The sequence below is a fragment of the Arthrobacter sp. 01N444 genome, assembly GCF_056399305.1.
This window is the reverse complement of the sequence record NZ_JBFTRB010000003.1, coordinates 58700-81515: the sequence shown is the minus strand read 5'-3', so window position 1 is coordinate 81515 and position 22816 is coordinate 58700. Positions and strand designations below refer to the sequence as shown.

Below are 22816 nucleotides of genomic sequence, written 5' to 3'. Positions count from 1 at the left end.
CGGTTTAGGACTCTATCCGGTGGTCTTCGAGAACGGTGAATCCCCGTGCTGTCAAGGCGTTCCGAAGCTCCACCCGGTCATCCAGTGCCAGGTTGATTCCCTTGACTTCCTGCCAGACCTCGTGACCGCGCCCGGCCACGAGGATGGTGTCCCCGGCTCCGGCGAGCTCTACGGCCTTCAGGATGGCGGCGTCGCGCGGGAAGACCTCCAGGACTGTGCAGTCCAGGCCTTCGTCGTCCTTGGCCGCGAGGGCCCCGGCAAGGACGTCCGCGCGGATGGCCGCCGCGTCCTCGTCGTGGGGATCGTCGTCGCTGACAATCACGGTGTCCGCCAGCCGCGCCGCGATGGCACCCATCGCGGGGCGTTTGCCCTGGTCCCGCTGTCCGGTGGCGCCGAAAACGATGATCACTCTGGATCCGGGTTCCGGGGACCGGACGGCTTCGAGGGCACGGGACAGTGCGTCGGGGTTGTGCGCAAAGTCCACCACGGCGGCCGGGGCCGTGGACACGAGCTGCATCCGGCCCGGCACGGCAACGGTGAAGGGATCCGCGGCGTCGAGGGCGGCCTGCACCGCGGCCGGCTCGTGGCCGCCGGCGAGGACCATCACCGTGGCCAGCGCGGCATTGGCGACGTTGAAGCCGCCCGGCAGGCCCGTGTGGACGCGCAGCTCGGCGCCGTCGCGGTGCCGGAGGACGAAGTCTGAACCGAGGCCCCGCGGAGCAGTCCGGACCACAGTCCAATCCGCGGTCCCGTCGGCGTCAGCCGGCCCGGCGCCGTCGGTCCCGGCCGTGGCCAGGGTCGTGACCGGGATTTCGGCGGTGGCCGCGAGCTTGCGGCCCCAGTCATCATCGATGGTCACGACGGCGGCGCGGGCGCGTTCCGGCGAGAACAGCCGGGCTTTGGTCTGGAAGTATTCCTCCATGGTCCCGTGCAGGTCCAGGTGGTCCTGGGTGAGGTTCGTGAAGCCGGCGACGTCGAACACCACGGCGTCGACACGGTGGAAGGACACGGCGTGCGAGGAAACCTCCATGGAGGCGGCATCGAGCCCGCGTTCGCGCATGAGCGCCAACAGTGCGTGCACATCCGTGGATTCGGGAGTGGTCAGCAGGCTCGGGATCGGCTCCCCGCCGGCCAGGATCTCAATCGTCCCGATCAGCCCGGTCCGCTTACCCAGCGCCCGCAGCAGGGCATTGATGAAATAGGTGGTGGTGGTCTTGCCGTTAGTGCCTGTCACCCCGAAGAGGGCCGGTGCCCCGGCGCCGTCGGGCCTGCTCTGGTAGATGAGCGCGGACAGCCGGCCGACCACGCTGCGCGGCTCGTGGGCCAGCAGGACCGGGACGGCGATGTCATGGCCCAGGGCCAGCAGGCGCGCCCCGGCGTCGTCTGTCAGGACCGCCACGGCGCCGGCGTCGACGGCCTGGGACACGAAGTCGGCCCCGTGCCGTGTGGCGCCCGGCAGGGCCACGTACAGGTCTCCCGGGCGGACCGACCGGGAGTTCAGGGAGATCCCGGTGACCTGGACGGAGCCGGATGCACCGGGAACGGCGACGCCGATCGCCGCGCCAATGTCCGCCAGCGGCACTGCGGCAACCGCAGTGGGCCGGAAGCCCTGGGTGGAGTCATGGCCGGACGGCGCGGAAGCATCGGGGTCGGTGAGCTCTGACAAGTGGATCTCCGTTGTGGTGCTAGTGGATCGGGCACTGAACTAATCGGGCACTGAATGAATCGGGCACTGAAAAAAATCGGGCACTGGTAGATCGGGACCTGCGCACGCGGAAATGCTCCGGCGCGCAGGCAATGGGTGTGGCGTCGGCTGGTGACTTCCGGGTGCCAGGTGGAACAGGCGCTACTTGGCGTACTGCGGCAGCCGCGCGGGTTCGCCGGTGGAGGGCTGGACGTTGAATGTGCGCAGCGTCTGGCTCATCACCGAACGGAACACCGGTCCGTTGGTGATTCCGAAGATGCTTCCCTTGGGCCGTTGCAGGACCACCTCAACAATAAACCGCGGATCGTCCATGGGCGCCATTCCGATGATGGAGGCTGTATAGCCGCAGAACCCTGATTTGCCGTCGTCGCAGGGCGATTCGGATGTGCCGGTCTTGGCGCCCACCCGGTACCCGTCGATCGCAGCCTCTTTGATCTCGCCCTCGGTTACGGCGCTCTCAAGGATGTCGCGGACCTGTTTGGCGGTTTCCTTGGAGACGACCTGCTGCGGGGCCTTGGCCGGGACTTTTTCCTCGGCACCGTCCGGGTTGATGTAGCTGTCGATCAGCCGGGGCTGGAGCATCACGCCGTCGTTGGCGATGCTCTGGTATGCCCGGACAGTCTGGAGGGTGGTTTGGGCGACGCCCTGGCCGAAGAGCACTGTGTATTGCTGGCGCCCGTCCCACTGGTCGGCCGGGGTCAGGATGCCCTTGGATTCGGCCGGCAGACCGATGTCGGGGGCATCGCCGATGCCGAACTTCCGCAGCCAGTCATAGCGCTGTTCCTTGCTCAGCCGCTGGCCCACCATGACTGTGCCGGTGTTCATGGAATAGCCGACAATGCCCGCCAGCGTCCGCTGCTCGGTGCCGTGTTCGAACGCGTCGCTGAAGGTCTGGCCGTCCACTGTGTAGGTCGGTGGAATGGTGAACCTGTCCAGCGGGCTGGACTTCCCTTCCTGAATCGCAGCTGCGGCCGTGATCATCTTCTCCACCGAGCCGGGCTCGTAGGCGGCGGTGACGGCCCGGACCCCGCGGTCCTCGGCGGCAACCTTGCCGGGGTCGTTCGGATCCGGGGAATCGGTATCGGCCATGGCCACGATGTTGCCGGTCTTGACGTCCTGGACAACAATCACGCCCCACTCGGCACTGAGCTTGTCCTTCTGGCTTTGGATCGCCTGTTGGGAGAAGTACTGCAGGTCCGAATTCAGCGTGAGTTTGATGTCCTTGCCGTTCACCGCCGGCGTCAATTGGTCCACGCCCACCGGGATGCGCAGTCCGTCGGCGCCGATTTCAAAGAGCCGCTTGCCCGGTGTGCCTTTGAGTACCTCGTCCTGGGTCTGCTCGAGGCCCGCCTGTCCGGTGCTGCCGTCCTTGAGGAAACCCACAATTCCGCCGGCCACGGAGCCGTTGGGGTAGACCCGCTTGCTGGTGCCTTCGGTGACGATGCCGGGAATCTGCAGCTTGGAGACCTTGTCCTCGACGTCCGGTTTCAGGTCCTTGGCCACGATGTAGTAGCGCTGGGTTCCGGTCAGGGCATCGCGGAGGGTGCCGCGGTCCATGCCGAGCACGGCGGCGAGTTCGGAGATGCCCTGGTCCCGGGTGACCTTGACGAGCTCGTCCTTGCCGTTGATGGTCTCGAACCGGCGGAAGGTTTCGGTCTTGGTGTTGACTGTCTGGTCCACGACGACGTTGTAGCGGATGACGCTGCTGGCCAGGACCGCGCCGGAGGAATCGAGGATGCTGCCGCGCTCCGCGGGCAGCACGGTGGGCGTGAGCCTGTTGTTGAGGGCGGCCTCAGCCAGTCCCCCGATGTCCAGGCCCTGGACCATGAACAGCTTGCCGCCGACCACCAGCAGGAGCGCCAGCATGATGCCAAGCCCCACGCGGAGCCGCCGGGTGGGGTTTGGGGCTTTCGCCTTGCTTGCCCTGCCGGAGTTCTTCGCCACGGTGAGTCCTTGCTGCTTGCCTTGCTGGTGGTCAGTGAACGCTACTGCCCCGGCGTCTTCTGTGCGGGGGCGGGAACCGAGCCGCCGTGGAGTTCCACGGCGGGGGCGGCGGGTTTCGGTGCGGGTGCGGGCTTCACAGCTGCCGGCGCCTTGTCTGTGTCCGCCGGTTTGGTGTCGGCCGGCCTGGTGTCCGCCGCCTTGCGCTGGGCGAGAGGCTCGTTCTCCGTGGCCGGCGGGACAACCGTGAGCTGCCCGGCGACGGCCGGTGCGGCAATGACGGCGCCCGGGGCATCACCCTTGACGGCCGGCTTGGCCTTGCCGGTGACATTGAGGGTGGAGAGGTCGATCTGGCCCTTGGCGACCGAAGCCACCATGCCCAGCTCCGTGGCCTTGGCCGCCAGGTTCTGCGGGGCGTCGAAGTTCTGCACCTGCTGGGTGAGGTCCTGGTTCTGCTTGGTCAGTGTGGTCTGTTCACTGCGGAGCTGGACCAGCTGGTACTGGGCTGAGGAGACGGAGATGTTCAGGACCAGCACGGCCATGAGGGCAATCGCCAGGAGCCCGAAGCAGAGCACCACGAACGGTGCGCGGCGCTTGCGCGGCACGGAGCGGACCACCGACAGCGGGGTGCGTGCCTTGCGGGGCTGGTCAAGGCCGGGGCGGAGGCCGGGCAGGGCACGGGCAGTGGCGCCCTGGGCAACGGGGTAGCTGTTGACGGCGGCGGTGCTCATGCGGCTCTCCTGGCTTTGATGCGTTCGACGGCGCGCAGCCGGGCGGAAGCTGCGCGGGGGTTTTCGGCGATTTCAGCGGCGGTGGGTACCTCGGTGCCCTTTGTCAGGGTTTTGAGTTCGGCTTTGTGCTCTTCGAGCTCGACCGGGAAGCCGAGCGGCGCCGAGGACTTCGATCCGGCCTGGAAGAAGCCCTTGACGATCTTGTCTTCCAGGGAGTGGTAGGACATGACCACCACACGGCCGCCGAGGGCGATGGCCTCGATCGCTGCCGGGATGGCGCGCTCGAGGACGTCCAGTTCCTCGTTGACCTCGATCCGGAGCGCCTGGAAAGTGCGCTTCGCGGGGTGGCCGCCGGATTTGGCGGCACCGGCGGGCACCACGGCCCGGATCTGGTCGACCAGTTCGCCGGTGGTGGTGAAGGGCTTTTCGGCGCGCGCGGCCACGATCCTGTTCGCGATGCGGCCGGCGAACTTCTCTTCGCCCCACTTCCGGATGATCCGGACGAGTTCTTCTTCGCTGTAGTTATTGACGACGTCGGCGGCCGTCTGGCCCCGGCTGGTGTCCATCCGCATGTCCAGGGGCGCATCGAAGGAGTAGGCGAAGCCGCGTTCCCGCTCGTCCAGCTGGAGGGACGATACGCCGAGGTCCATGAGCACTCCGTGGACTTCGGTGAAGCCCAGGTCTTCGAGGACGTCCGGGATTTCGTCGTAGACGGCGTGAACGAGGTCGGTCCGGTTCTCGAAGGGCGCCAGCCTGGACCCCGCCAGTGCCAGGGCTTCCTCGTCGCGGTCGATGCCGATCAGGTGAAGGTCCGGGAAGCGCTGCAGGAGGGCCTCCGAGTGTCCGCCCATGCCGAGCGTCGCGTCGATCACCACGGGGGTCTCGCCGCGGCTCCGTGCGGCCTCGATGCCGGGGGCCAACAAATTGATGCACCGGTCCTTGAGGACCGGTACATGGCGTTCGGACGTCGGCTTCGCCTGGTCGGGATCCGTCATGCCTTCGTCCTTTCGTTGGCCTTGTTTGTTTTGAGCTTTGCTAGTTGCGCTTTGCTAGTTGCTTGGTACTGCTCTTACGCAACGTTCCTTGGTCCAGATCCCCATCCGCGCCTATCCTGCGCCGGCCTGGCTCCGGGGAAGTGAGCCAGGACAACAACCGGATGGGCGGCTGGAGATCTCGATCAAGGAACGTTGTTTGCTGGTGGATCAGTGGGGGTTCAGAGAATCCCCGGGATGGCGTCGTCTGTTTCCGAGAAGGCGGTTTCCTTTTCGGCCAGGTACTCATTCCAGGCCTGGGCGTCCCAGATCTCTGCCCGGGATCCTGCGCCAATGACGGCGAGTTCCCGGCCAAGACCTGCATACTCCCGGAGCGCCGGCGGAATCGTCACGCGCCCCTGCTTGTCAGGTACCTCGTCCGAGGCTCCAGAGAGGAAAACACGGATGTAGTCACGTGCCTGCTTGGAGGAAATTGGAGCCTCCCGCATCTGCTCGTGAACCCGGCCGAATTCCGCCTCACTGAAGACGTAGATGCAACGCTCCTGGCCCCTTGTGAGAACCAGCCCGCTGGCAAGTTCCTCTCGGAACTTCGCGGGGAGGATAATTCGACCTTTTTCATCCAGACGCGGCGAATGTGTGCCGAGAAACACGGCCCACCGCCTGTCTGTTTTAGGAAGTCCAACGTCCCCTGTGCTGCCACTACCCTCTTACGTCCTCCACATTACTCCACATCGCTCCACAGTCAACGACACGCCCGGGATGTTTAGACAATTCTGCGGATGTTTATCCCCCTCCTTCCCAGCATTTGCAGGCAATCGGGACTGGTGGGGGAAAGTGGAGCGATTTTTGCCTGCTTGCCTCCCACCCCGCACCGATTGACGGGGCGTACCGGCGCGGGAGCGAATAATTCGGTGCGGTTGTCCCTTTTGCGGCGCCATCGAAGCCAAATTCCAGCAAGGCTGCAGCAAAGGCGCCGGAAATAACCGCGTTAAATGGCGAAAGACCCGCCGAAGCGGGTCTCGCGCCGCTCCCCGGCGGACCGGTGGCGGGAAGTGGAGGACTTTACGGGGCCGTCACTGAGCGGTTTAGGACTCGCCCCCGTGCCGTTCGTCCCAGCGCTGCTCGAGGTTGCTCATGAACGAACTCCTGGGCTTGCCCTGCTTGCGTCCGCCGGCTGCCCTGGCCTTGCCGACCGCAGAACTGCGCATCGTGGCGAAATAGACGCCGGCGCCCATCACAACAAAGCCGAGGACCCCGACAAAGATGTTCTGCATCGACACCCCGACCAATAACAGCAGCACGCCCGCGAGAGTCGCGAGCACGCCGATGACAAGGTGGCGGGTGGACCATGAGCGTCCGGGGACCGATCCCATTGAGCTTGCAAACTTTGGGTCGTCCTCATGCAGCTGCTTCTCAAGTTGCTCCAGCAACTTCTGTTCGTGTTCCGAGAGCGGCATCACGACCTCCTCAAGTCTGCCAACGTCCGGGCATGACGTGGCCATTGCCCTAATTCCCTAACGCCCGGGATTCCGAAGTGGTTCCCCCGTCACCGCCATTGGTGAAAAGGGGGTCAAATCAGCTCTCCCGCGCCGGTCTTAGCTGGCCAGGTCGCCCTAACGGTCGATCCAGTAGTCCTAAACCTAGGTATTAATAAGGATAGATTGTTGCGGCCTGTTCTGAAAGACAGTCTTAAGGCCCTTTCGCCGCCGGAACCCTTGGGAACGGGCGGCCCGACGGGGTTCCGGCCGGGTTCACTCAAGGGCGCCCCCGGAATCCAGGAGCCGGGCCGGAAGGACGGACTTGTTGCCGAACTTCCGGGTGACAGCATCGAGGGCTTGTTCGGCGGCCCGCCAGTTGTCGTCCCGGCGGTCAAGACTGAGCTGAAGCGGGGCATCGGCGGCCTCTTCCAGCTGCTCGGCGCGGATGCCGACCAGCCGGACCGTCATGGGCCGCTGACCCACAGATTCCAGGAGCTGCACTGCCACCGCGTACAGGAGTTGGGCGCTGTCGATCGGTGTGCTCACGGTGCGGCTGCGGGTAATAGTGGAAAAGTCGGCGTAGCGCAGCTTGAGCGCCACGGTGCGGGCGTGCATACCGGCACTGCGGAGGCGCTCCGCCGTCCGGTGCGAAAGGCGCAGCAGCTCCCTGTGAAGCAGCGCGTCATCCGCGGTGTCAGTGGCGAACGTCTCCTCGGCACCAATGCTCTTTTCCAGGCGGACCGGCGTCACGGGCCGCGGATCGATGCCCCAGGAGAGCCGGTAGACATGCTCCCCCGATGCGCCCAGCAGCTTGCGCAGCGAGGGCAGCGGCGACGCTGCGACGTCCGCCACCGTCCTGATGCCCCGTCGGGCCAGCACCTCCACGGTCTTGCCGCCGACTCCCCAGAGCGCACTGACGGGAAGGCTGTGCAGGTAGGGGACGGTTTCCTCCGGCCGGATCAGCAGCAGCCCGTCCGGTTTGCAGCGGGTGGACGCGATCTTGGCCACAAACTTGCTGGCGGCGATGCCCACTGATGCCGTAATGCCCAGCTCCCGGAACACGCGGGCCCGGATGAGTTCGCCAATCTCCCGTGGCGGCCCGAGCCTCCGGATGGCTCCCCCGACGTCCAGGAACGCCTCATCCACGCTGAGCGGCTCGACGAGGTCGGTGATGGAACCAAAGATTGCCATGATCTGGCCGGACACTTCGTAGTACAGCTTGTGGCGGGGCTCGATGATGACAGCCGAGGGGCACATGCGCGCCGCCACCACCATGGGCATCGCCGATCTGACGCCGAAGGCGCGGGCCTCATAGGACGCGGAGAGCACCACGGAGCGGTCCGCCGGGTAGCCCACAATCACGGGCTTTCCCTTCAGCTCGGGCCGGCTGCGCAACTCCACGGAGACAAAGAAGGCGTCCATGTCCACGTGCATGATGCTGCTGCGCCGCAGTTCCAGCAGTGAGTCCCCGCCCAGGCTGCCGGCAGGCTGGATCTGGGGCTGCGCATTCGAGGGCCCGTTGGGGTGCATATTCCTCTGCGCTCCCTGCTGATTCTCTGCGTCCGGCCCCACGTCTTCAATCCTATGCCCGGGGACTGACTAAACTGGAGGCTGATTCCGCTTCAACCCCAGGAGGAAAGTCCCTGTGAAGGTATTTGGACAGCGCAAACGTGCCGCAGCCGCCATCGCGGCGGCTGGCGCGCTATTGGCCTTGGCCGCATGCACGCCTGCCGGCACCGGGAGCCCGGCGGCGTCGCCGGCGTCGACCCCGGACGCCTCTGCGCAGTCCTCCACCACGGCTCCCCCCAGCCCTTCCGCGGAGCCCGGCACGTCAGCCACGGTCGGCGCCCTCGTACCCGGCTTCCCGCAGAAACTCCTGCCGCTGATGCCAGGAGCCCAGGTCGTCTCCAGCAGCTTCGACAAAACCACGGTGCCGGCAACCGCGGCACTGGTCGGCAGCATCACCGCCCCGGCCGCCGATGTCCTGGCTTTCTACGCCAAGGGGCTGCAGGCGCAGGGATTCAAGCCCGTACCCGGGGAAACCGTCGGTGCCCTGCCTTCCAAGGACTTCCTGCGCGGGGACAACGAAACCGTGAACATCTCCGTCATGCAGACAACAGGGGTGTCCACGTTCACGATCGGTGCGAACGTCGCTGCCGAGTCCGTCAAGTGAGTCTCGCCGAACAGCTGCGGCTCGAGCAGGCGGATTACGTGGCCGCCGTCGCCGGCAAGCTCACCGAGTTCCTGACCAGCCGACAGGCCATCATGGCCTCGATCTCCCAGGACATCGATCCGCTCATGGGCTCGATCTCAAACCTGGTCACGGGCGGAAAGCGCCTGCGGGCGCTCATGTGCTACTGGGGGTGGCGCGGCGCCGGCGGAGAAGCCGGCGCGGCCGAGGTGGTCACCGCCGGCTCGGCCCTGGAGCTGTTCCAGGCCGCGGCCCTGATCCACGATGACATCATTGACCGCTCGGACACCCGCCGGGGCGGACCCAGCGTCCACCGCAGGTTCATTGAACTGCACGAGGCCCAGGGCTGGGCGCTGGACAGCGAGCGGTTCGGCCACGCGGCAGCGATCCTGACCGGGGATCTCTGCCTGTCCTTCAGCGAGGAATCGTTCACGGAGATCGGACACCGTGCCGCCTCCGGCAGCCCGGCACGGCTGATCTTCAACCTCATGCGTGCAGAAGTCATGGCCGGGCAGTACCTCGACATCCTGGAAGAGGTCGCCGGGCCCCGGCGGGACCGCGCCGGGGCCGTCAGCCGGGCCCAGTCCATCATCCGGTTCAAGTCGGCCAAATACTCCACCGAACACCCGCTCGCCCTCGGCGGCGCCCTGGCCGGCGCCGGCGACGAGCTGCTGCGCGGCTATTCCGCGTTCGCGCTGCCGCTCGGTGAGGCGTTCCAACTGCGGGACGATGTCCTTGGCGTCTTCGGTGACCCCGTCACCACCGGCAAACCTGCCGGGGACGATCTCCGTGAGGGCAAGCGCACGGTCCTGGTGGCCTTCGCCCTGGACCAGGCCTCCGCGGCCGAATCAGAGTTCATCGACGCCAAGCTGGGCAGCCCCGATCTCGGCGACGCGGACATCGAGGAGATCCGGCGGATCATCGTGGACTGCGGCGCACTCCAGGCCACGGAAGTGCTCATCGAGGAGTTCGGCAAGGCCGCCTTCGCCGCCCTGGACCTGCTGCCGCTTCAGGAGCTGCCCAAAACCGCGCTCCGCAGGCTGGCAGAAGCCACGGTCAGCCGCGCCGCTTAACCCGGCCCTCACGGCAGCAATGCCTTTTTAAACGGTGCCTGGAAACGCGGCGGGCCGTGCACGGCGCTTGCGCTGTGCACGGCCCGTCATGGCACGTCCGGGGGATGCTGCCGGCGCAGTTGCTGCCGGTCTGCTTTTACCAGGCCAGTGATTGCGCCCTGCGGCGAATTTCGGTCTTGCGCCCTTCCCGCAGGGCGTCAATGGGCCGGCCGCGGAGGGAATCGTCCGGCGTAAAGAGCCAGTTGATCAGTTCCTCATCCGAGTATCCGGCGTCTGAGAGAACAACAATGGTGCCTTTCAGGCTCTCCACCGCATGCCCGTCCTGGATGAAAGCCGCAGGCACGGACCGGATGCGCCGGTCGCCGATTCTCACGGCCGCCAGCGCACGCTCGTCCAGCAATGCATGGACCTTGGTGATAGATACGTTCAGAAGCTGTGCGACATCGGGCAGGGGCAGCCATTCGCCCACGAGGCTTTCTACATTACTCACGCATAAAGATTGCCACGGCCGGTGCCCCGCCGCCTAGTCGGCATCCGCAGAATTCACGCTGCGGTCATGGCCGGTCCCGCCGCGCCGGAATGCCGCCCGGCTTCACCGGGGGACTCCCCTGGAACGACTTTCGGGCGACACTCCACCGGAAACGGGTTTGCGGAATGTCAAACGGTTCTTGTGCTAATTGCCAATTCATGAGAGATTCACATAGATCACATTTGTAACAGAAATAACTTTTGTCACACTGGTAACACCAGTTCTACCGGCCTGACCGCAGCGTTGCCGCTGAGAAGAGGATCTTTCCAATGACAACCTCACGTTCGCCACAGCTCCGTCCGGGGCGCAGCCTGCCGCTCATCGCGGCGACGACGGCGGCGCTTCCCGCCGTCGTGCTTTCCTCCCTGGCGATCGCCCAGCCTGCCGCAGCCGAATCGCGGGTGCGCTCGGTCCCGGCAACGCTCGCGGCCGCCATGCGTGCCCAGGCGAAGGCTGACGCGGCGACATCCCTGAAGGCGGCAGTGATCCCGGCCGCCTCCGTCCCGGTGACGCTGCCGAGCGCCTTGCGGCCCGCGCAGACGGCCGCTCCGGCCGTCTACACGATCGCCCGCGGCGACACCATCAGTGCCATTGCCGGCCGCTACGGCCTGGACACGTTTGCCGTGCTCAAGCTGAACAACCTGCAGGCGAACACCATCATCTACCCGGGGCAGAAGATCAAGCTCACGGGCTCGACGCCGGCGCCGGCAGCGCCCAAACCGTCCGCACCGGCGAAATCGACGCCGACAACGCCCGCCTCGGGCGGCGGCAGCGTGTACGTCGTCAAGTCCGGCGACACCCTGAGCGCCATCGCCACCCGCCACGGCGTTGGCCTTTCCGAGATCTTCAAGTGGAACGGGCTCGGCATGAGCTCCGTGATCTATCCCGGCCAGAAGGTCAAGGTCGGCGGCGGTTCCAGCACGCCGGCCCCCTCCGCACCCGTGACGGCCGCCGCACCCAAGCCGTCGGCGCCCGCGCCGGCCAGTTCCGGCTCCTACACCATCAAGGCCGGCGACACCCTCTCCGGCATCGCGGCCCGCAACGGTGTCAGGCTCTCGGACGTCCTGTCGGCCAACCGGCTGACAATGTCGAGCATCATCTACCCGGGCCAGAAGCTCGTCATCCCCGGCGCGTCGACCATCGCACCGGCATCGAGCACGCCTGCCACCACCACGCCCCTCGTGCCCAGCACGTTCCTCGGGTTCAGCTACCCGGCCGCGGTGGTCAGCTCGGCCAACCAGAACAAGGCGCTGCTCAATGCCTCTCCGGTGCCCACCCGCCAGCAGATGAAGTCGATCGTGGCGGACACGGCCCGGCGCATGGGCGTGGACGCCAGCCTTGCACTGGCTTTTGCCTTCCAGGAATCCGGCTTCGACCAGCGTGCGGTGTCACCGGCCAATGCGATCGGCACCATGCAGGTCATCCCGTCCTCCGGCGAATGGGCCTCCGATCTGGTGGGCCGCCAGCTGAACCTGCTCGATCCCTACGACAACGCCACGGCAGGCATCGCGATCATCCGCCAGTTGGTCCGCACGAGCCCGGATGTGGACAACGCAATCGCCGGCTATTACCAGGGCCAGTACTCGGTGAGCCAGAACGGCATGTTCGAGGACACCAAGGGCTACGTCGCCGCCATCAAGGCCAACCGGCAACTGTTCAGCTAAACCCGGCCGCTCGGCCAACTACAGACTCCAGCACAGGCTCCCTTTCGGCGGGGCGTGACGCTACGGGCCCGGATCGCATGTTGATTCGGGCCCGTTTCTGTCCAGCGACTACGATTGTAAGGTGCAGGAATACGTGTCGGATGCTCTCGTAGGGAACCTGGTGGACAACCGCTACCAGGTTCAATCCAGGCTTGCCCGCGGCGGGATGTCCACCGTGTACCTCGCCACGGACCAGCGCCTCGAGCGTGATGTCGCGCTGAAGGTGCTCCATCCCCATCTGGCTGACGACCCGCAGTTCCTCGATCGGCTGGGCCGCGAAGCCAAGGCTGCCGCCCGGCTCTCCCACCCACACGTCGTGGGCGTCCTGGACCAGGGCGAGGACGGCCGGCTCGCCTATCTGGTGATGGAATTCATCAAGGGCCACACGCTGCGGGATGTCCTCAATGACAAGGGCGCCCTGTCGCCGCGGCTGGCCCTGGCGCTGATCGATCCGGTCGTCGAAGGCCTCGGCGCCGCGCACGCCGCCGGAATGATCCACCGGGACATCAAGCCCGAAAACGTCCTGATCGCCGACGACGGGCGGATCAAGCTCGGCGACTTCGGCCTGGCACGCGCTATCTCGACGTCCACCAGCACGGGCGCCCTGATCGGGACTGTCGCCTACATCTCCCCCGAACTTGTCCTGGGTAAACAGGCAGATGCCCGCAGCGACATCTATTCGGTCGGGATCATGCTCTACGAAATGATCACGGGCCGGCAGCCGTTCGAAGGCGACGTGCCCATCCAGGTCGCCTACCAGCACGTCAATTCCACCGTCGCAGCGCCTTCGCTGGAGGTTCCCGGGCTGGCCGCGGAGATCGACGAACTCGTCCAGTGGTGCACGGACCGGGACCCGGACAAGCGCCCCGTCGACGGCAGCGCCCTGTTGTCCGAGCTCCGGCACATCAGGACCAACCTCAGCGACGCCGAACTCGACCTCCAGCCGCCGGCGGCTCGCAGCACCCTGCCGGCCGTGGCAGCACCGCCAACCCGGCCGCCAGGCGGTACCGGTCCGGCGTCGGACGCGCAGGAAACGGCCCACGTGCTGCCGCCCACCGGAATGCCCACGGAAATGCAGACTGAGGTATACGGCAGCCTCGCCCGGCCCACCGAGATGATTTCCCGCACCAGCGGCAACCCGACCACCGTGATGTCCGGTGCCCCGCGGCGTCCGGCCTACGGACCGTTGTCCACCCCGGACGAGGCGGCCTACGACGGCGCCGGGTATGACGGCCCGGCGGAGAGCGCGGTTGCCCCCAGCAAACGCGCCCAGCGCAAACTGGACCGGGACGAGGAGAAGGCGCGCCAGCGAGCCGCCGCCACGCCCACCAGGACCCTGCACGAGGGCAACCCCCGGCGCCGCGGCTTGCTGTGGATCGTCCTGCTCGTCGTCGCGGCGCTGCTCGCCGCCGTCGCCGGCTGGTTCTTCGGCATGGGTCCGGGGTCGCCGGGAACGATTCCCCCGGTGGCGAACAAGACCGTTGCCGAGGCCCAGGACCTGCTCCGCACCGCCGGCTTCCAATCCACGGTGAAGGATGTCTTCGACGACGACGTCTCGCCCGGACTCGTGGTCGGCTCGGAGCCGACCGCCGGGGAGGTCATCCGCAAGTTCCAGCCCGTGTCGCTGGCCGTGTCCAAGGGCCCGGAGCTGTTCCCGCTGCCGGAACTGGCCGGCAAGAGCCTGGACGAGGCCAAGACCACGCTCAACGGCGCCCAGATGGCTTTGGGCCCGATTACCGAGACCTTCGACGAGAAGGCGCCTGCCGGAACCGTCCTTGCCCAGGCTCCGCGCAGCGGCAACCCGGTCAGGCACGGGACGCCCGTGGGCCTGACCGTCTCGAAGGGCCCGCAGCCCATCCCGGTCCCGGATGTCCGCGGGCAGGCGCAGGACGCCGCTGTTAAGGCCCTGGAAGCCGCCGGCCTGAAGGCCGTGGTGGCCCCGGAAGCAGTCAACGACAGGAACGTCCCCGAGGGCGCGGTGCTGGCGCAGGACCCGGACTCCGGCAACCTGACCAAGGGCGGCACCGTCACCTTGACCATCTCGAAGGGCCCGAAGCTCGTCGAGGTCCCCAGCTTCATCGGCAAGCAGGCCTCGGAGGCCCAGGAAGCCCTTGAGAAACTAGGCTTCAAAGTCCAGGTCGATAACATCCTCGGCGGTTTCTTCGGCACGGTCCGGGACCAGAATCCGGTGGACACGAAGGCCCCGGAAGGCTCGACCGTTACGCTTACCGTCGTCTGACAGGCACCCCGCTCCGACTCCTGCCATCGCACAAGAAAGCTCCGCCCGGCTGCAGTAGCCGGGCGGAGCTTTTTCTCAGAATGCGTTCTGTGGGAAACGTTCTGTCTGAATGCGTTCTGCCAGACGCATTCTGTCCATCAGTGCGTCAGCGCTTGGAGAGCGCTCCGGCCACCAGGAACGCCATCTCGAGCGACTGCATGTGGTTCAGGCGCGGATCGCAGACCGACTCGTAGCGGTCCAGGAAGGCTTCCTGGTCGATCGGGTCGGCTCCGCCGAGGCACTCGGCGACGTCGTCCCCCGTCATCTCAACGTGCAGGCCGCCGGGAACGGTGCCGAGCGCGTGGTGGACTTCGAAGAATCCGCGCACTTCGTCAATGACGTCGTCGAAATTGCGGGTCTTGTAGCCGTTGGGCGAGGTGACCGTGTTCCCGTGCATGGGGTCGGTGACCCAAAGGACCTGGGCCCCGGAGGCGGTGACGCGCTCGACGATCGCCGGCAGCTTCTCGCGGATGTTGCCCGCACCCATGCGGGTGATGAAGGTGAGCCGGCCGGGCTCCCGGTTCGGATCCAGCTTGTCGATCAGGCGCAGGGCGTCGTCGCCGCTGGTCGACGGGCCGAGCTTGACGCCGATCGGGTTGCGGACGCGGGAGAGGAAGTCAACGTGTGCGTGGTCCAGCTCGCGGGTCCGCTCCCCGATCCAGAGGAAGTGCGCGGAGGTGTCGTAGGGCAGCCCCGTGCGCGAGTCGATGCGGGTCAGGGCGCGCTCGTAGTCCAGCAGCAGGGCCTCGTGGCTCGCGTAGAATTCCACCCGCTTCAGGGCCTCGAAGTCGGCACCGCAGGAGGCCATGAACTTGATGGCGCGGTCGATGTCCCGGGCCAGGGACTCGTAGCGGGCGTGGGCCGGGTTCTCGGTGAAGCCCTTGTTCCACTGGTGCACCAGGCGCAGATCCGCGAAACCGCCCTGGGTGAAGGCGCGGATCAGGTTCAGCGTCGAAGCGGAGGTGTGGTAGGCCTTGAGCATCCGGCCGGCGTCGTGGGCGCGGGACTCGGGCGTGAAATCGTAGCCGTTGACGATGTCGCCCCGGTAGGCCGGCAGGGTGACGCCCTCGCGCGTTTCATCGTTGGAGGAGCGGGGCTTGGCGAACTGGCCAGCCATGCGGCCCATCTTGATGACGGGCATGGCAGCGCCGTAGGTCAGGACAACGGCCATCTGCAGGATGGTCCGGACGCGGGCGCTGATCTTGTCCGCCGTCGCGGCTTCGAAGGTCTCGGCGCAGTCGCCGCCCTGGAGCAGGAACGCCTTGCCCTGCGCGGCGGCGGCGAGCCGTTCGCGAAGAATGTCCACTTCGCCGGCGAACACGAGGGGCGGGAGGACGGAAAGTTCCTTGACGGACGCCTCGAACACAGCCGGGTCCGACCAGGTGGGCTGCTGCGAGGCCGGGAGCTCCCGCCAGTTGTCCAGTCCGGGATAGTTGGCGGCTCCGCTCTGGGCGGTGCTGGTCAGCGGGGAAACTGGTTTCTCAGATAGCTCGGTCACTATCTAAGGATAGTTGCCCCATCAAGGTTCGGGGGCCCTGCCTGTCATTGACAGCCCGGCTGCCGTCATATGGCACCCGTGGCCCGCTCATGCGGGGCCGGGAACCTCCGGCCCCGCGTCCCCGGCAGCGGCTTCATTCGGGGTTTCCGTTGGGGCCGTGTTTGGGGCTTCGTTTGGGGTATTGCCGGCGGCCGCATCCTGCACCGCGTCGGGGCCCGCAGGGGTTTTGTCCGGGGCCGCGTCCTGCGCTTTGCCCGCCAGGCGGAGCTTCACGACGGCGGCGTACTCATCCACGTATTCCTGGCCGGAGAGGCGCATGAGTTCGTACATGATCTCGTCGGTCACTGAACGCTGGATCAGCCGGTCATCCTCCATGCCGTAATAGCGGCTGAAGTCGAGCGGTTCGCCAAAGATCATGCCGATGCGGCGGATGTTGGGCACGCGCTTGCCGATCGGCTGGACTTTGTCCGTTCCGATCATTGCCACCGGGATGACCGGGACGCGGGCCTGCAGGGCAAGGCGCGCAACCCCCACCTTGCCGCGGTAGAGGCGCCCGTCGGGGCTGCGGGTCCCCTCGGGGTAGATGCCCAGGAGGGAACCCTTCTTGAGCACGTCCATACCGGCGTTCAGCGACTGCGCGGACGCGGCGCCCCCGGACCGGTCCATGGGGAGCTGGTTGGTGAGCCGGAAGAAGGCTGCGGTCAGCCTGCCCTTGATCCCGGTGCCGGTGAAGTATTCGGATTTCGCCAGGAACGCGACCGGCCGCGGCACCATGACCGGCATGAAGATGGAATCCGAGAAGGAGAGGTGGTTCGAGGCAAGGATCGCGGCGCCCTCGGCAGGGACGTTGTCGAGGCCCTTGACCCAGGGCCGGAACAGCAGCCTGAGCACCGGCCCCAGGACAAACGTCTTCATGAACCAATAAAACACTCGGTGACCTCTCCGGAAGGCGTCTGGCCTGCGGCCCGAACCGGGTCCGGCCAGGCTTCAATGGACACCTTACTCTAGTGAGTTTTGGCGCTAAGGGTGACACGATGGGCTCATGACTGAAAGCAGCACTCCCCCTGCGCCCGCCGCTTTCAGCTACCCGGGCCACGGCCCCAACGCCCGGACCGGTGTGGCCATCTGCCACGGCTTCACAGGCAGCCCGCTCAGCGTCCTGCCGTGGGCCCGCCACCTCGCCGCCCAGGGCTTCGCCGTCTCGGTACCGCTACTGCCCGGGCACGGCACCCACTGGCGGGATCTCGCCCGGCAGGGCTGGCAGGACTGGTACAGGAGCTTTGAAACGGCGTACCTGGACCTGGCCGCCCGGACTGATGACTGCTATGTCGCGGGACTGTCCATGGGCGGCACGATCGCCCTGCGTACCGCGGCCCGCCACAGCGTGGCCGGCGTGGCCGCCGTCAACCCCGGCCTGAGCTTCTATGACCGCAGGGTCCGGATCGTGGGACTGCTCAAGTACTTCCAGCGCACCACCACGCCCATCCAGGAGGACAATTCCACGGCGGCCACCACCGACGACGGTGACTACTCCCTGACGCCGCTGGCCGCCGTCCACCAGTTGCGCCGGCTGTTCGCCGCGACCCTCCGGGACCTGCCGTCCGTCTCCGCCCCGGCCCTGGTGTTCAAGTCGGACACCGACGCGGTGGTCCCGCCGTCGTCCCTGGCGCTGCTGCGCAGGCGGCTCGGGTCCCGGGAACTCACGGTGGTTCCCCTCCCGAAGAGCGGGCACGTTGCCACCCTGGACGCCGATGCGCCGCTACTCTTTGAAGAATCAGTCCGTTTCTTCCTGCAGCACGCCCACGCCATTTCGCCGCCCCGCGCCCCCTCGGAGTCCCCATGAGCATCCTCCCGGACCATTCGCCGTTCAGCAGCCCGTTCACCGGAACCATCCCCCGGACCGGGGTCGTGGTCTCGCACGGCTTCACCGGCAGCCCACACGGTGTGCGGGACTGGGCGTTGTCCCTGGCCGGTGCCGGGTTCGCCGTCCGGCTGCCCCTGCTGCCGGGGCACGGAACGAGCTGGCAGGAGCTGGCCAAGACCCGGTGGCAGGACTGGCATGCTGCCTTGGACGCGGCCTACCTGGAGCTTGCGGAAGAATGCGACGTCGTGGTCGTGGCGGGGCTGTCCATGGGCGGCGCCCTCGCGTTGCGGATCGCGGCCACCCGCCCCGTGGCGGGGGTGGTGGTGGTCAACCCCGGCCTGGTCATCGATGATCCCCGCGCCCCGCTGGCGGGCGTCTTGAAGTTTGTCCTCAAGAGCACCCCGGCGATCGCCAATGACATCCTCAAACCGGGCATGGACGAGTGCGCCTACCCGCGCACCCCGGTGGCCGCCGCACACGAGCTCAACAAGATGTTCAAGGACACCGTGCGGCTGCTGCCCCGCGTCACGGCTCCGGTCCGGGCCTACCGTTCCACAGTGGACCACGTGGTGTCCGAATCTAGCATGGAGGCCCTGCGCCGCGGGTTGACCAACGCCCCGCTTGAGGTGGTCCGGCTGGAAAACAGCTACCACGTCGCTACCATGGACAACGACGCGCCCGAGATCTTCCGTGGCACGGCCGAATTTGTCCGGTCCGTTGCAGCCGCGGCCGGTCCGGGCGCCGCCCGCGCCAGCCGGAAGGACACGGCCAATGACTAAACCGGACCCCGACGTCCCTGACCCCGAGACCCCTGATCCCGACGACGCCCGGTCGCCTGGCGCTGACGCATCCGGCCTCCAGCGTCCGGGCACCACCCCGCCCCCTGAGGCGCAGGACCCGGCCGCCGCGGACGAACCGCTTGCCGATGACGACGCCGTGTGGCTGGATCTCGTCGCCAGGCTGGAAGGGGTCGGGACAGGCGGGGACGAGGCAGTTGGGGGAACTGACGGCCCGGCCGGCGGAGCGGACAGCGCCGCCGGCACCGGCGCTGGCTCCGGTGCTGGCACCGGCGCGAACAGGTCGTTCAGCGATTTCGACCCGCTGGGCCTCGCCGGCGTCGCGCCGATCGAACTTTCCGCCAGGGAGCGGCTCGCCTCCGCCCCGGGGAACCCGGCCGCGGGCAGCAGTGAGGCACCGGACACCGCATCCGGCCCCCGGGACTACGAGGCCGACGACGACGATGGCGTGTTCGTCCCGGAGGAGCCGCCCAGCCTGGCCGGTGCAGATCCGATGACCGTCCTTGCCTGGATTGGAGCGGTGGGCGGCCCGATTGCGCTCGTGTTCTCGGCGATGTTCTGGCGGTCGGCCCCGACGCTGGCGATCGTGGGCATGGTGGCCGCGTTCGCGGCCTCCGTGGTGTTCCTGATCATGAAGCTGCCGGGCGAGAAGGACGAGCACGACGACGGGGCGCGCATCTAGTCCACCCGGTCAGGGCGCCAGGCACCGCGCTGGCTGGTTCAGGGCCCAGGAAGGCACGCTACTGGGTGTGCATGCGGCTGCTGACCCGGGAGAGGTCGGCGGCGCCGATCAGCCCGGCGTTGGGTCCCAGGGCCGCAAGTTCGATCTCCGCCGCGGGGCGGAAGCCGCGGCCGGTGAGGTTCCGCGCGAAGGCCTTTCGGGCCGGCGCGACGAGCAGCTCGCCGGCGTCGCACAGTCCGCCGCCGATCACGAACTTGCCTGGGTCCAGTGCCGCTGCGAGGTTCGCCAGGCCAAGGCCCAGCCACTCCCCGACGTCCTCGAGGAGTTCGCGGGAGGTCTGGTCCCCGGCCTTGGCCAGCTCCGTCACGATCACGCCCGTAATGCGTGCCACGTCGCCGTCCACGGCCTTGAGCAGTTCCTGGGCAACCGGGGAATTCGCGGCGGCCAGTTCCCTGGCCTCGCGGCCGAGCGCATTGCCCGAGGCGTATTGTTCCCAGCAGCCGCGGTTGCCGCACTCGCAGCGGTGCCCGCCCGGCATGATGATCTGGTGGCCGAACTCCCCCGCCACACCGAAGCGGCCGCGTTCGAGCCGTCCGTCCATGACCATGGCCCCGCCGATTCCGGTGCCCAGGGTGATGCAGACCAGACGGTCCTGTCCCTGTCCGGCGCCGAAGCGCCATTCCGCCCAGGCGGCGGCGTCGGCGTCGTTGGTCAGCAGGACGGGGCGGCGCAGCAGCCGCTGCAGGTTCTCGCGCAGCGGTTCATTGCGCCAGGCCAGGTGTGGGCTGAAGAGGACAGTGCCGCCGTCGAGGTCCATCCAGCCGGCAGCGCCGATTCCGACCGACCAGATCCGGTGTCCGGCGCCCAGCTCTCCGACGAGTTCGACAATGACCTGTTCCACGGCGCGCGGGTCGTTGCCCGGGGTGGAGCGTTTGGCCTGGCTGAGGATCCTGCCCTCGGCGTCCACCACGCCGGCAGCAACCTTGGTTCCCCCGATGTCGACGCCGATCGCCAGGCCCTTGCGGCCCAGCCGCAGGTGTGAGCGGAGGTCGTGCCCGGCCGTGGCGGCCGCGGCTCCGGCCAGGGTCCTGCTTCGCCAGGCGGCGGTCCGGCGGCGCAGGCCGGGCTGCCGGCCGGGTGTTGGTGTCTGCATGGTGCCCCATTCTATTCGCCGGGGCCGCAACGGCAGCGAAAGCCCGGCTGAATGACGCGGCAGCAGAGCGCCGCGCACGTGCCCGCAGCATCCCCGACTGGCGGAACGGCGGCCCCGACCGTAAAGTTACTCGCCAGTAGGTGTCGCAGAACACACCTTCGGGGGGCCGCATACTAGGCTTAGCGGTACCCCTTGCGGGCCTATGGATACCAAAGGAGCTGTCGTGCGAGAAATCATTGTCCCGCCCCTGGTGAATGTCGATCCGGACACCAATGTCACCGATCTCGTGGTGCGCCAGGCGGCCAAGGCCTCCAACCCTGCGCTGTTCTCGCGGCTCGACGCAGCCGGCCAGTGGCAGGACGTCCGCGCCACGGAATTCCTGGCCGACGTCTCGGCCCTCGCCAAGGGCCTCATGGCCAGCGGTGTGGCCGCCGGCGACCGGGTGGGCATCATGTCCCGCACCCGGTATGAATGGGCCCTGATCGACTTCGCCATCTGGTTCGCCGGCGCCGTCTCGGTCCCGATCTATGAAACCTCCTCCCCCTCCCAGGTGGCCTGGAACCTTGGCGACTCCGGCGCCGTGGCCGCGTTCGGCGAATCGGCGCACCACGAGGACATCATCCGGCAGGCGGCCACCTCCGAGGGCCTCACCGCCCTGGGGCATGTCTGGCAGCTCGAGGGCGACAGCCTGGACGAGGTCCGTGCGGCCGGAGCCGGCGTCAGCGATGCCGAGCTCGAAGCACGCCGCAGCCAGGCGTCCCTGAACGATGTCGCCACGATCATCTACACCTCGGGCACCACCGGCCGGCCCAAGGGCTGCGAGCTGACGCACGGCAACTTCGTGGAACTGTCCGAGAACGCGCTGGTCACGTCGCTGGGCACGATCGTCCACGAGCAGGCGCGGACCATCATGTTCCTGCCCATGGCCCACGTCTTCGCACGCTTCATCTCTGTGCTGGCAGTCGCGGCCGGCGTCACGGTGGCGCACACCCCGGATATCAAGAACCTGCTGCCGGATCTGCAGAGCTACAAACCGACCTTTATCCTCGCCGTCCCGCGCGTTTTCGAGAAGGTCTACAACTCGGCCCTGACCAAGGCCGAGGACGGCGGCAAGGGCGCCATCTTCCACCGCGCCGCGGACACCGCCATCGAATTCTCCCGGGCCCGGCAGGCCGGCAAGGTCGGGCTCGTGCTGAAGCTCAAGCACGCCGTGTTCGACAAGCTCGTGTACAGCAAGCTACGGGCCGCCATGGGCGGGAACGTCTCCCATGCCGTTTCCGGCGGCGGGCCGCTCGGTGAACGGCTGGGCCACTTCTTCCAGGGCATCGGCATGCAGATCCTGGAAGGATACGGGCTGACTGAAACCACGGCGCCGATCACCGTCAACACCCCCGACCTGATCAAGATCGGCACGGTCGGCGCCCCGATTCCGGGCAACTCCGTCAGGATCGCGGACGACGGCGAGATCCTCGCCAAGGGCGTGTGCGTCATGCGCGGCTACTACAAGCGCGATGACCTGTCCGCTGCAACCTTCGAGGACGGCTGGTTCCGCACCGGCGACATCGGCCAGCTGGACGAGGCGGGGTTCCTGACCATCACCGGGCGCAAGAAGGAAATCATCGTCACGGCCGGCGGCAAGAACGTCGTCCCGGCCCTGCTGGAGGACCAGATCCGCGCGGACGCGCTCGTCTCGCAGGTGCTCGTGGTCGGTGACAACCGCCCGTTCATTGGTGCCCTGGTGACCCTGGACGAAGAAGCGCTGCCCGGCTGGCTGGGCCGCCACGGGCTCCCGGCCTCGACCTCGCTCGCCGAGGCTGCCGTCAACCCCGCCGTCATGGCCGCGGTCCAGGAGCTCATCAACCACGCCAACCAGTCCGTGTCCCAGGCCGAGGCGATCAAGTCCTTCCGGATCGTGCCGGCCGACTTCACCGAGGCCTCCGGACATCTGACCCCCTCCATGAAGGTCAAGCGGGCCCAGGTGCTCAAGGACTTCGAGAACGTGATCGAGGAAATGTACAGCGCCAAGCGTCCCACCCTCGCCTAGGCTGCAACCGCAACCGCCCCGCACCGAAACCCCGCACCAGAGCAACGCGGGGTCAGATACGGCCCATCCGGCGCCCCCTGATGGGCCGTATCTGACCCCGCGTCGCTTTTGTTCGGGAGGCAATGTTCGGCAGAAACACAAGGGTCCTTCCGGCGGA

The 22816-nt window shown here is 67.3% G+C and carries 19 protein-coding genes; 8 read left to right on the top strand and 11 right to left on the bottom strand.

Translation table 11 applies throughout. The annotated features are described in order from the left end of the window. Positions 1-4 precede the first annotated feature (4 nt). From AC1DKN_RS04780 to dinB, 7 genes are all read right to left on the bottom strand, one after another. Complete coding sequence (locus AC1DKN_RS04780) at positions 5-1666, bottom strand: UDP-N-acetylmuramoyl-L-alanyl-D-glutamate--2,6-diaminopimelate ligase (protein WP_476870570.1); 1662 nt, start codon at positions 1664-1666, stop codon at positions 5-7. Positions 1667-1846: 180 nt separating this feature from the next. Then, positions 1847-3649 (bottom strand): peptidoglycan D,D-transpeptidase FtsI family protein, encoded by a 1803-nt coding sequence (locus AC1DKN_RS04775; protein ID WP_476850415.1) that lies wholly within the window; start codon positions 3647-3649, stop codon positions 1847-1849. A 41-nt stretch (positions 3650-3690) separates the two neighbouring features. Beyond that, positions 3691-4377: a cell division protein FtsL gene (ftsL, locus tag AC1DKN_RS04770; protein WP_476850414.1), complete on the bottom strand. Its 687-nt coding sequence runs from the start codon at positions 4375-4377 to the stop codon at positions 3691-3693. After that, the gene (rsmH, locus tag AC1DKN_RS04765) at positions 4374-5372 is read right to left on the bottom strand and encodes a 16S rRNA (cytosine(1402)-N(4))-methyltransferase RsmH (RefSeq protein ID WP_476857725.1); all 999 of its coding nucleotides are present in this window, start codon (positions 5370-5372) and stop codon (positions 4374-4376) included. Before rsmH ends, ftsL begins: the two co-directional genes overlap by 4 nt. A gap of 218 nt (positions 5373-5590) precedes the next feature. After that, on the bottom strand, positions 5591-6019 hold the full coding sequence (gene mraZ, locus AC1DKN_RS04760) for a division/cell wall cluster transcriptional repressor MraZ (RefSeq protein ID WP_028275887.1): 429 nt from the start codon (positions 6017-6019) through the stop codon (positions 5591-5593). Positions 6020-6454: 435 nt separating this feature from the next. Then, entirely contained in the window at positions 6455-6826 is a 372-nt protein-coding gene (locus AC1DKN_RS04755; protein WP_028275888.1) for a DUF3040 domain-containing protein, read from the bottom strand. Between the two features lie 294 nt (positions 6827-7120). Further along, positions 7121-8377, bottom strand: coding sequence for a DNA polymerase IV (gene dinB, locus AC1DKN_RS04750; protein WP_476870569.1), 1257 nt, complete (start codon positions 8375-8377; stop codon positions 7121-7123). Positions 8378-8492: 115 nt separating this feature from the next. On the opposite strand from dinB, the gene AC1DKN_RS04745 reads away from it, so the two are divergent. After that, complete coding sequence (locus tag AC1DKN_RS04745) at positions 8493-9020, top strand: RodZ family helix-turn-helix domain-containing protein (protein ID WP_028275890.1); 528 nt, start codon at positions 8493-8495, stop codon at positions 9018-9020. Next, on the top strand, positions 9017-10111 hold the full coding sequence (locus tag AC1DKN_RS04740; RefSeq protein WP_028275891.1) for a polyprenyl synthetase family protein: 1095 nt from the start codon (positions 9017-9019) through the stop codon (positions 10109-10111). The genes AC1DKN_RS04745 and AC1DKN_RS04740 overlap by 4 nt, the downstream gene beginning before the upstream one ends. 136 nt (positions 10112-10247) lie before the next feature. Here the strand turns inward: AC1DKN_RS04740 and AC1DKN_RS04735 are convergent, their stop codons facing one another. Beyond that, on the bottom strand, positions 10248-10601 hold the full coding sequence (locus AC1DKN_RS04735; RefSeq protein WP_026266238.1) for an Rv2175c family DNA-binding protein: 354 nt from the start codon (positions 10599-10601) through the stop codon (positions 10248-10250). A gap of 308 nt (positions 10602-10909) precedes the next feature. Between AC1DKN_RS04735 and AC1DKN_RS04730 the strand changes: the two genes are divergently transcribed. Together AC1DKN_RS04730 and AC1DKN_RS04725 are read left to right on the top strand one after the other, a co-directional pair. Further along, positions 10910-12304 (top strand): LysM peptidoglycan-binding domain-containing protein, encoded by a 1395-nt coding sequence (locus AC1DKN_RS04730; protein WP_476870568.1) that lies wholly within the window; start codon positions 10910-10912, stop codon positions 12302-12304. 121 nt (positions 12305-12425) lie between these two features. Next, the gene (locus AC1DKN_RS04725; RefSeq protein ID WP_476870567.1) at positions 12426-14582 is read left to right on the top strand and encodes a Stk1 family PASTA domain-containing Ser/Thr kinase; all 2157 of its coding nucleotides are present in this window, start codon (positions 12426-12428) and stop codon (positions 14580-14582) included. A gap of 145 nt (positions 14583-14727) precedes the next feature. Here the strand turns inward: AC1DKN_RS04725 and AC1DKN_RS04720 are convergent, their stop codons facing one another. Beyond that, positions 14728-16122, bottom strand: coding sequence for a class II 3-deoxy-7-phosphoheptulonate synthase (locus tag AC1DKN_RS04720; RefSeq protein WP_243179595.1), 1395 nt, complete (start codon positions 16120-16122; stop codon positions 14728-14730). An 84-nt stretch (positions 16123-16206) separates the two neighbouring features. Next, positions 16207-17049, bottom strand: a complete 843-nt coding sequence (locus AC1DKN_RS04715; protein ID WP_476850409.1) for a lysophospholipid acyltransferase family protein — start codon at positions 17047-17049, stop codon at positions 16207-16209. 112 nt (positions 17050-17161) lie between these two features. Between AC1DKN_RS04715 and AC1DKN_RS04710 the strand changes: the two genes are divergently transcribed. From AC1DKN_RS04710 to AC1DKN_RS04700, 3 genes are read left to right on the top strand one after another with little or no spacing between them, the layout of a single operon-like run. Beyond that, positions 17162-17962: an alpha/beta hydrolase gene (locus tag AC1DKN_RS04710; protein WP_476870566.1), complete on the top strand. Its 801-nt coding sequence runs from the start codon at positions 17162-17164 to the stop codon at positions 17960-17962. Beyond that, a complete protein-coding gene (locus tag AC1DKN_RS04705) occupies positions 17959-18762 on the top strand; it encodes an alpha/beta hydrolase (RefSeq protein ID WP_476870565.1) in 804 nt (267 codons plus the stop codon). The genes AC1DKN_RS04710 and AC1DKN_RS04705 overlap by 4 nt, the downstream gene beginning before the upstream one ends. Further along, positions 18755-19462 carry a hypothetical protein gene (locus AC1DKN_RS04700; RefSeq protein ID WP_476870564.1) on the top strand — a complete coding sequence of 236 codons (708 nt, stop codon included), beginning with the start codon at positions 18755-18757 and terminating at the stop codon, positions 19460-19462. The genes AC1DKN_RS04705 and AC1DKN_RS04700 overlap by 8 nt, the downstream gene beginning before the upstream one ends. Positions 19463-19520: 58 nt before the next feature. Here the strand turns inward: AC1DKN_RS04700 and AC1DKN_RS04695 are convergent, their stop codons facing one another. Next, complete coding sequence (locus AC1DKN_RS04695) at positions 19521-20615, bottom strand: ROK family glucokinase (protein WP_223916600.1); 1095 nt, start codon at positions 20613-20615, stop codon at positions 19521-19523. 223 nt (positions 20616-20838) lie between these two features. On the opposite strand from AC1DKN_RS04695, the gene AC1DKN_RS04690 reads away from it, so the two are divergent. Then, the gene (locus tag AC1DKN_RS04690) at positions 20839-22659 is read left to right on the top strand and encodes an AMP-dependent synthetase/ligase (protein WP_223916598.1); all 1821 of its coding nucleotides are present in this window, start codon (positions 20839-20841) and stop codon (positions 22657-22659) included. The last annotated feature ends 157 nt before the right edge of the window (positions 22660-22816 follow it).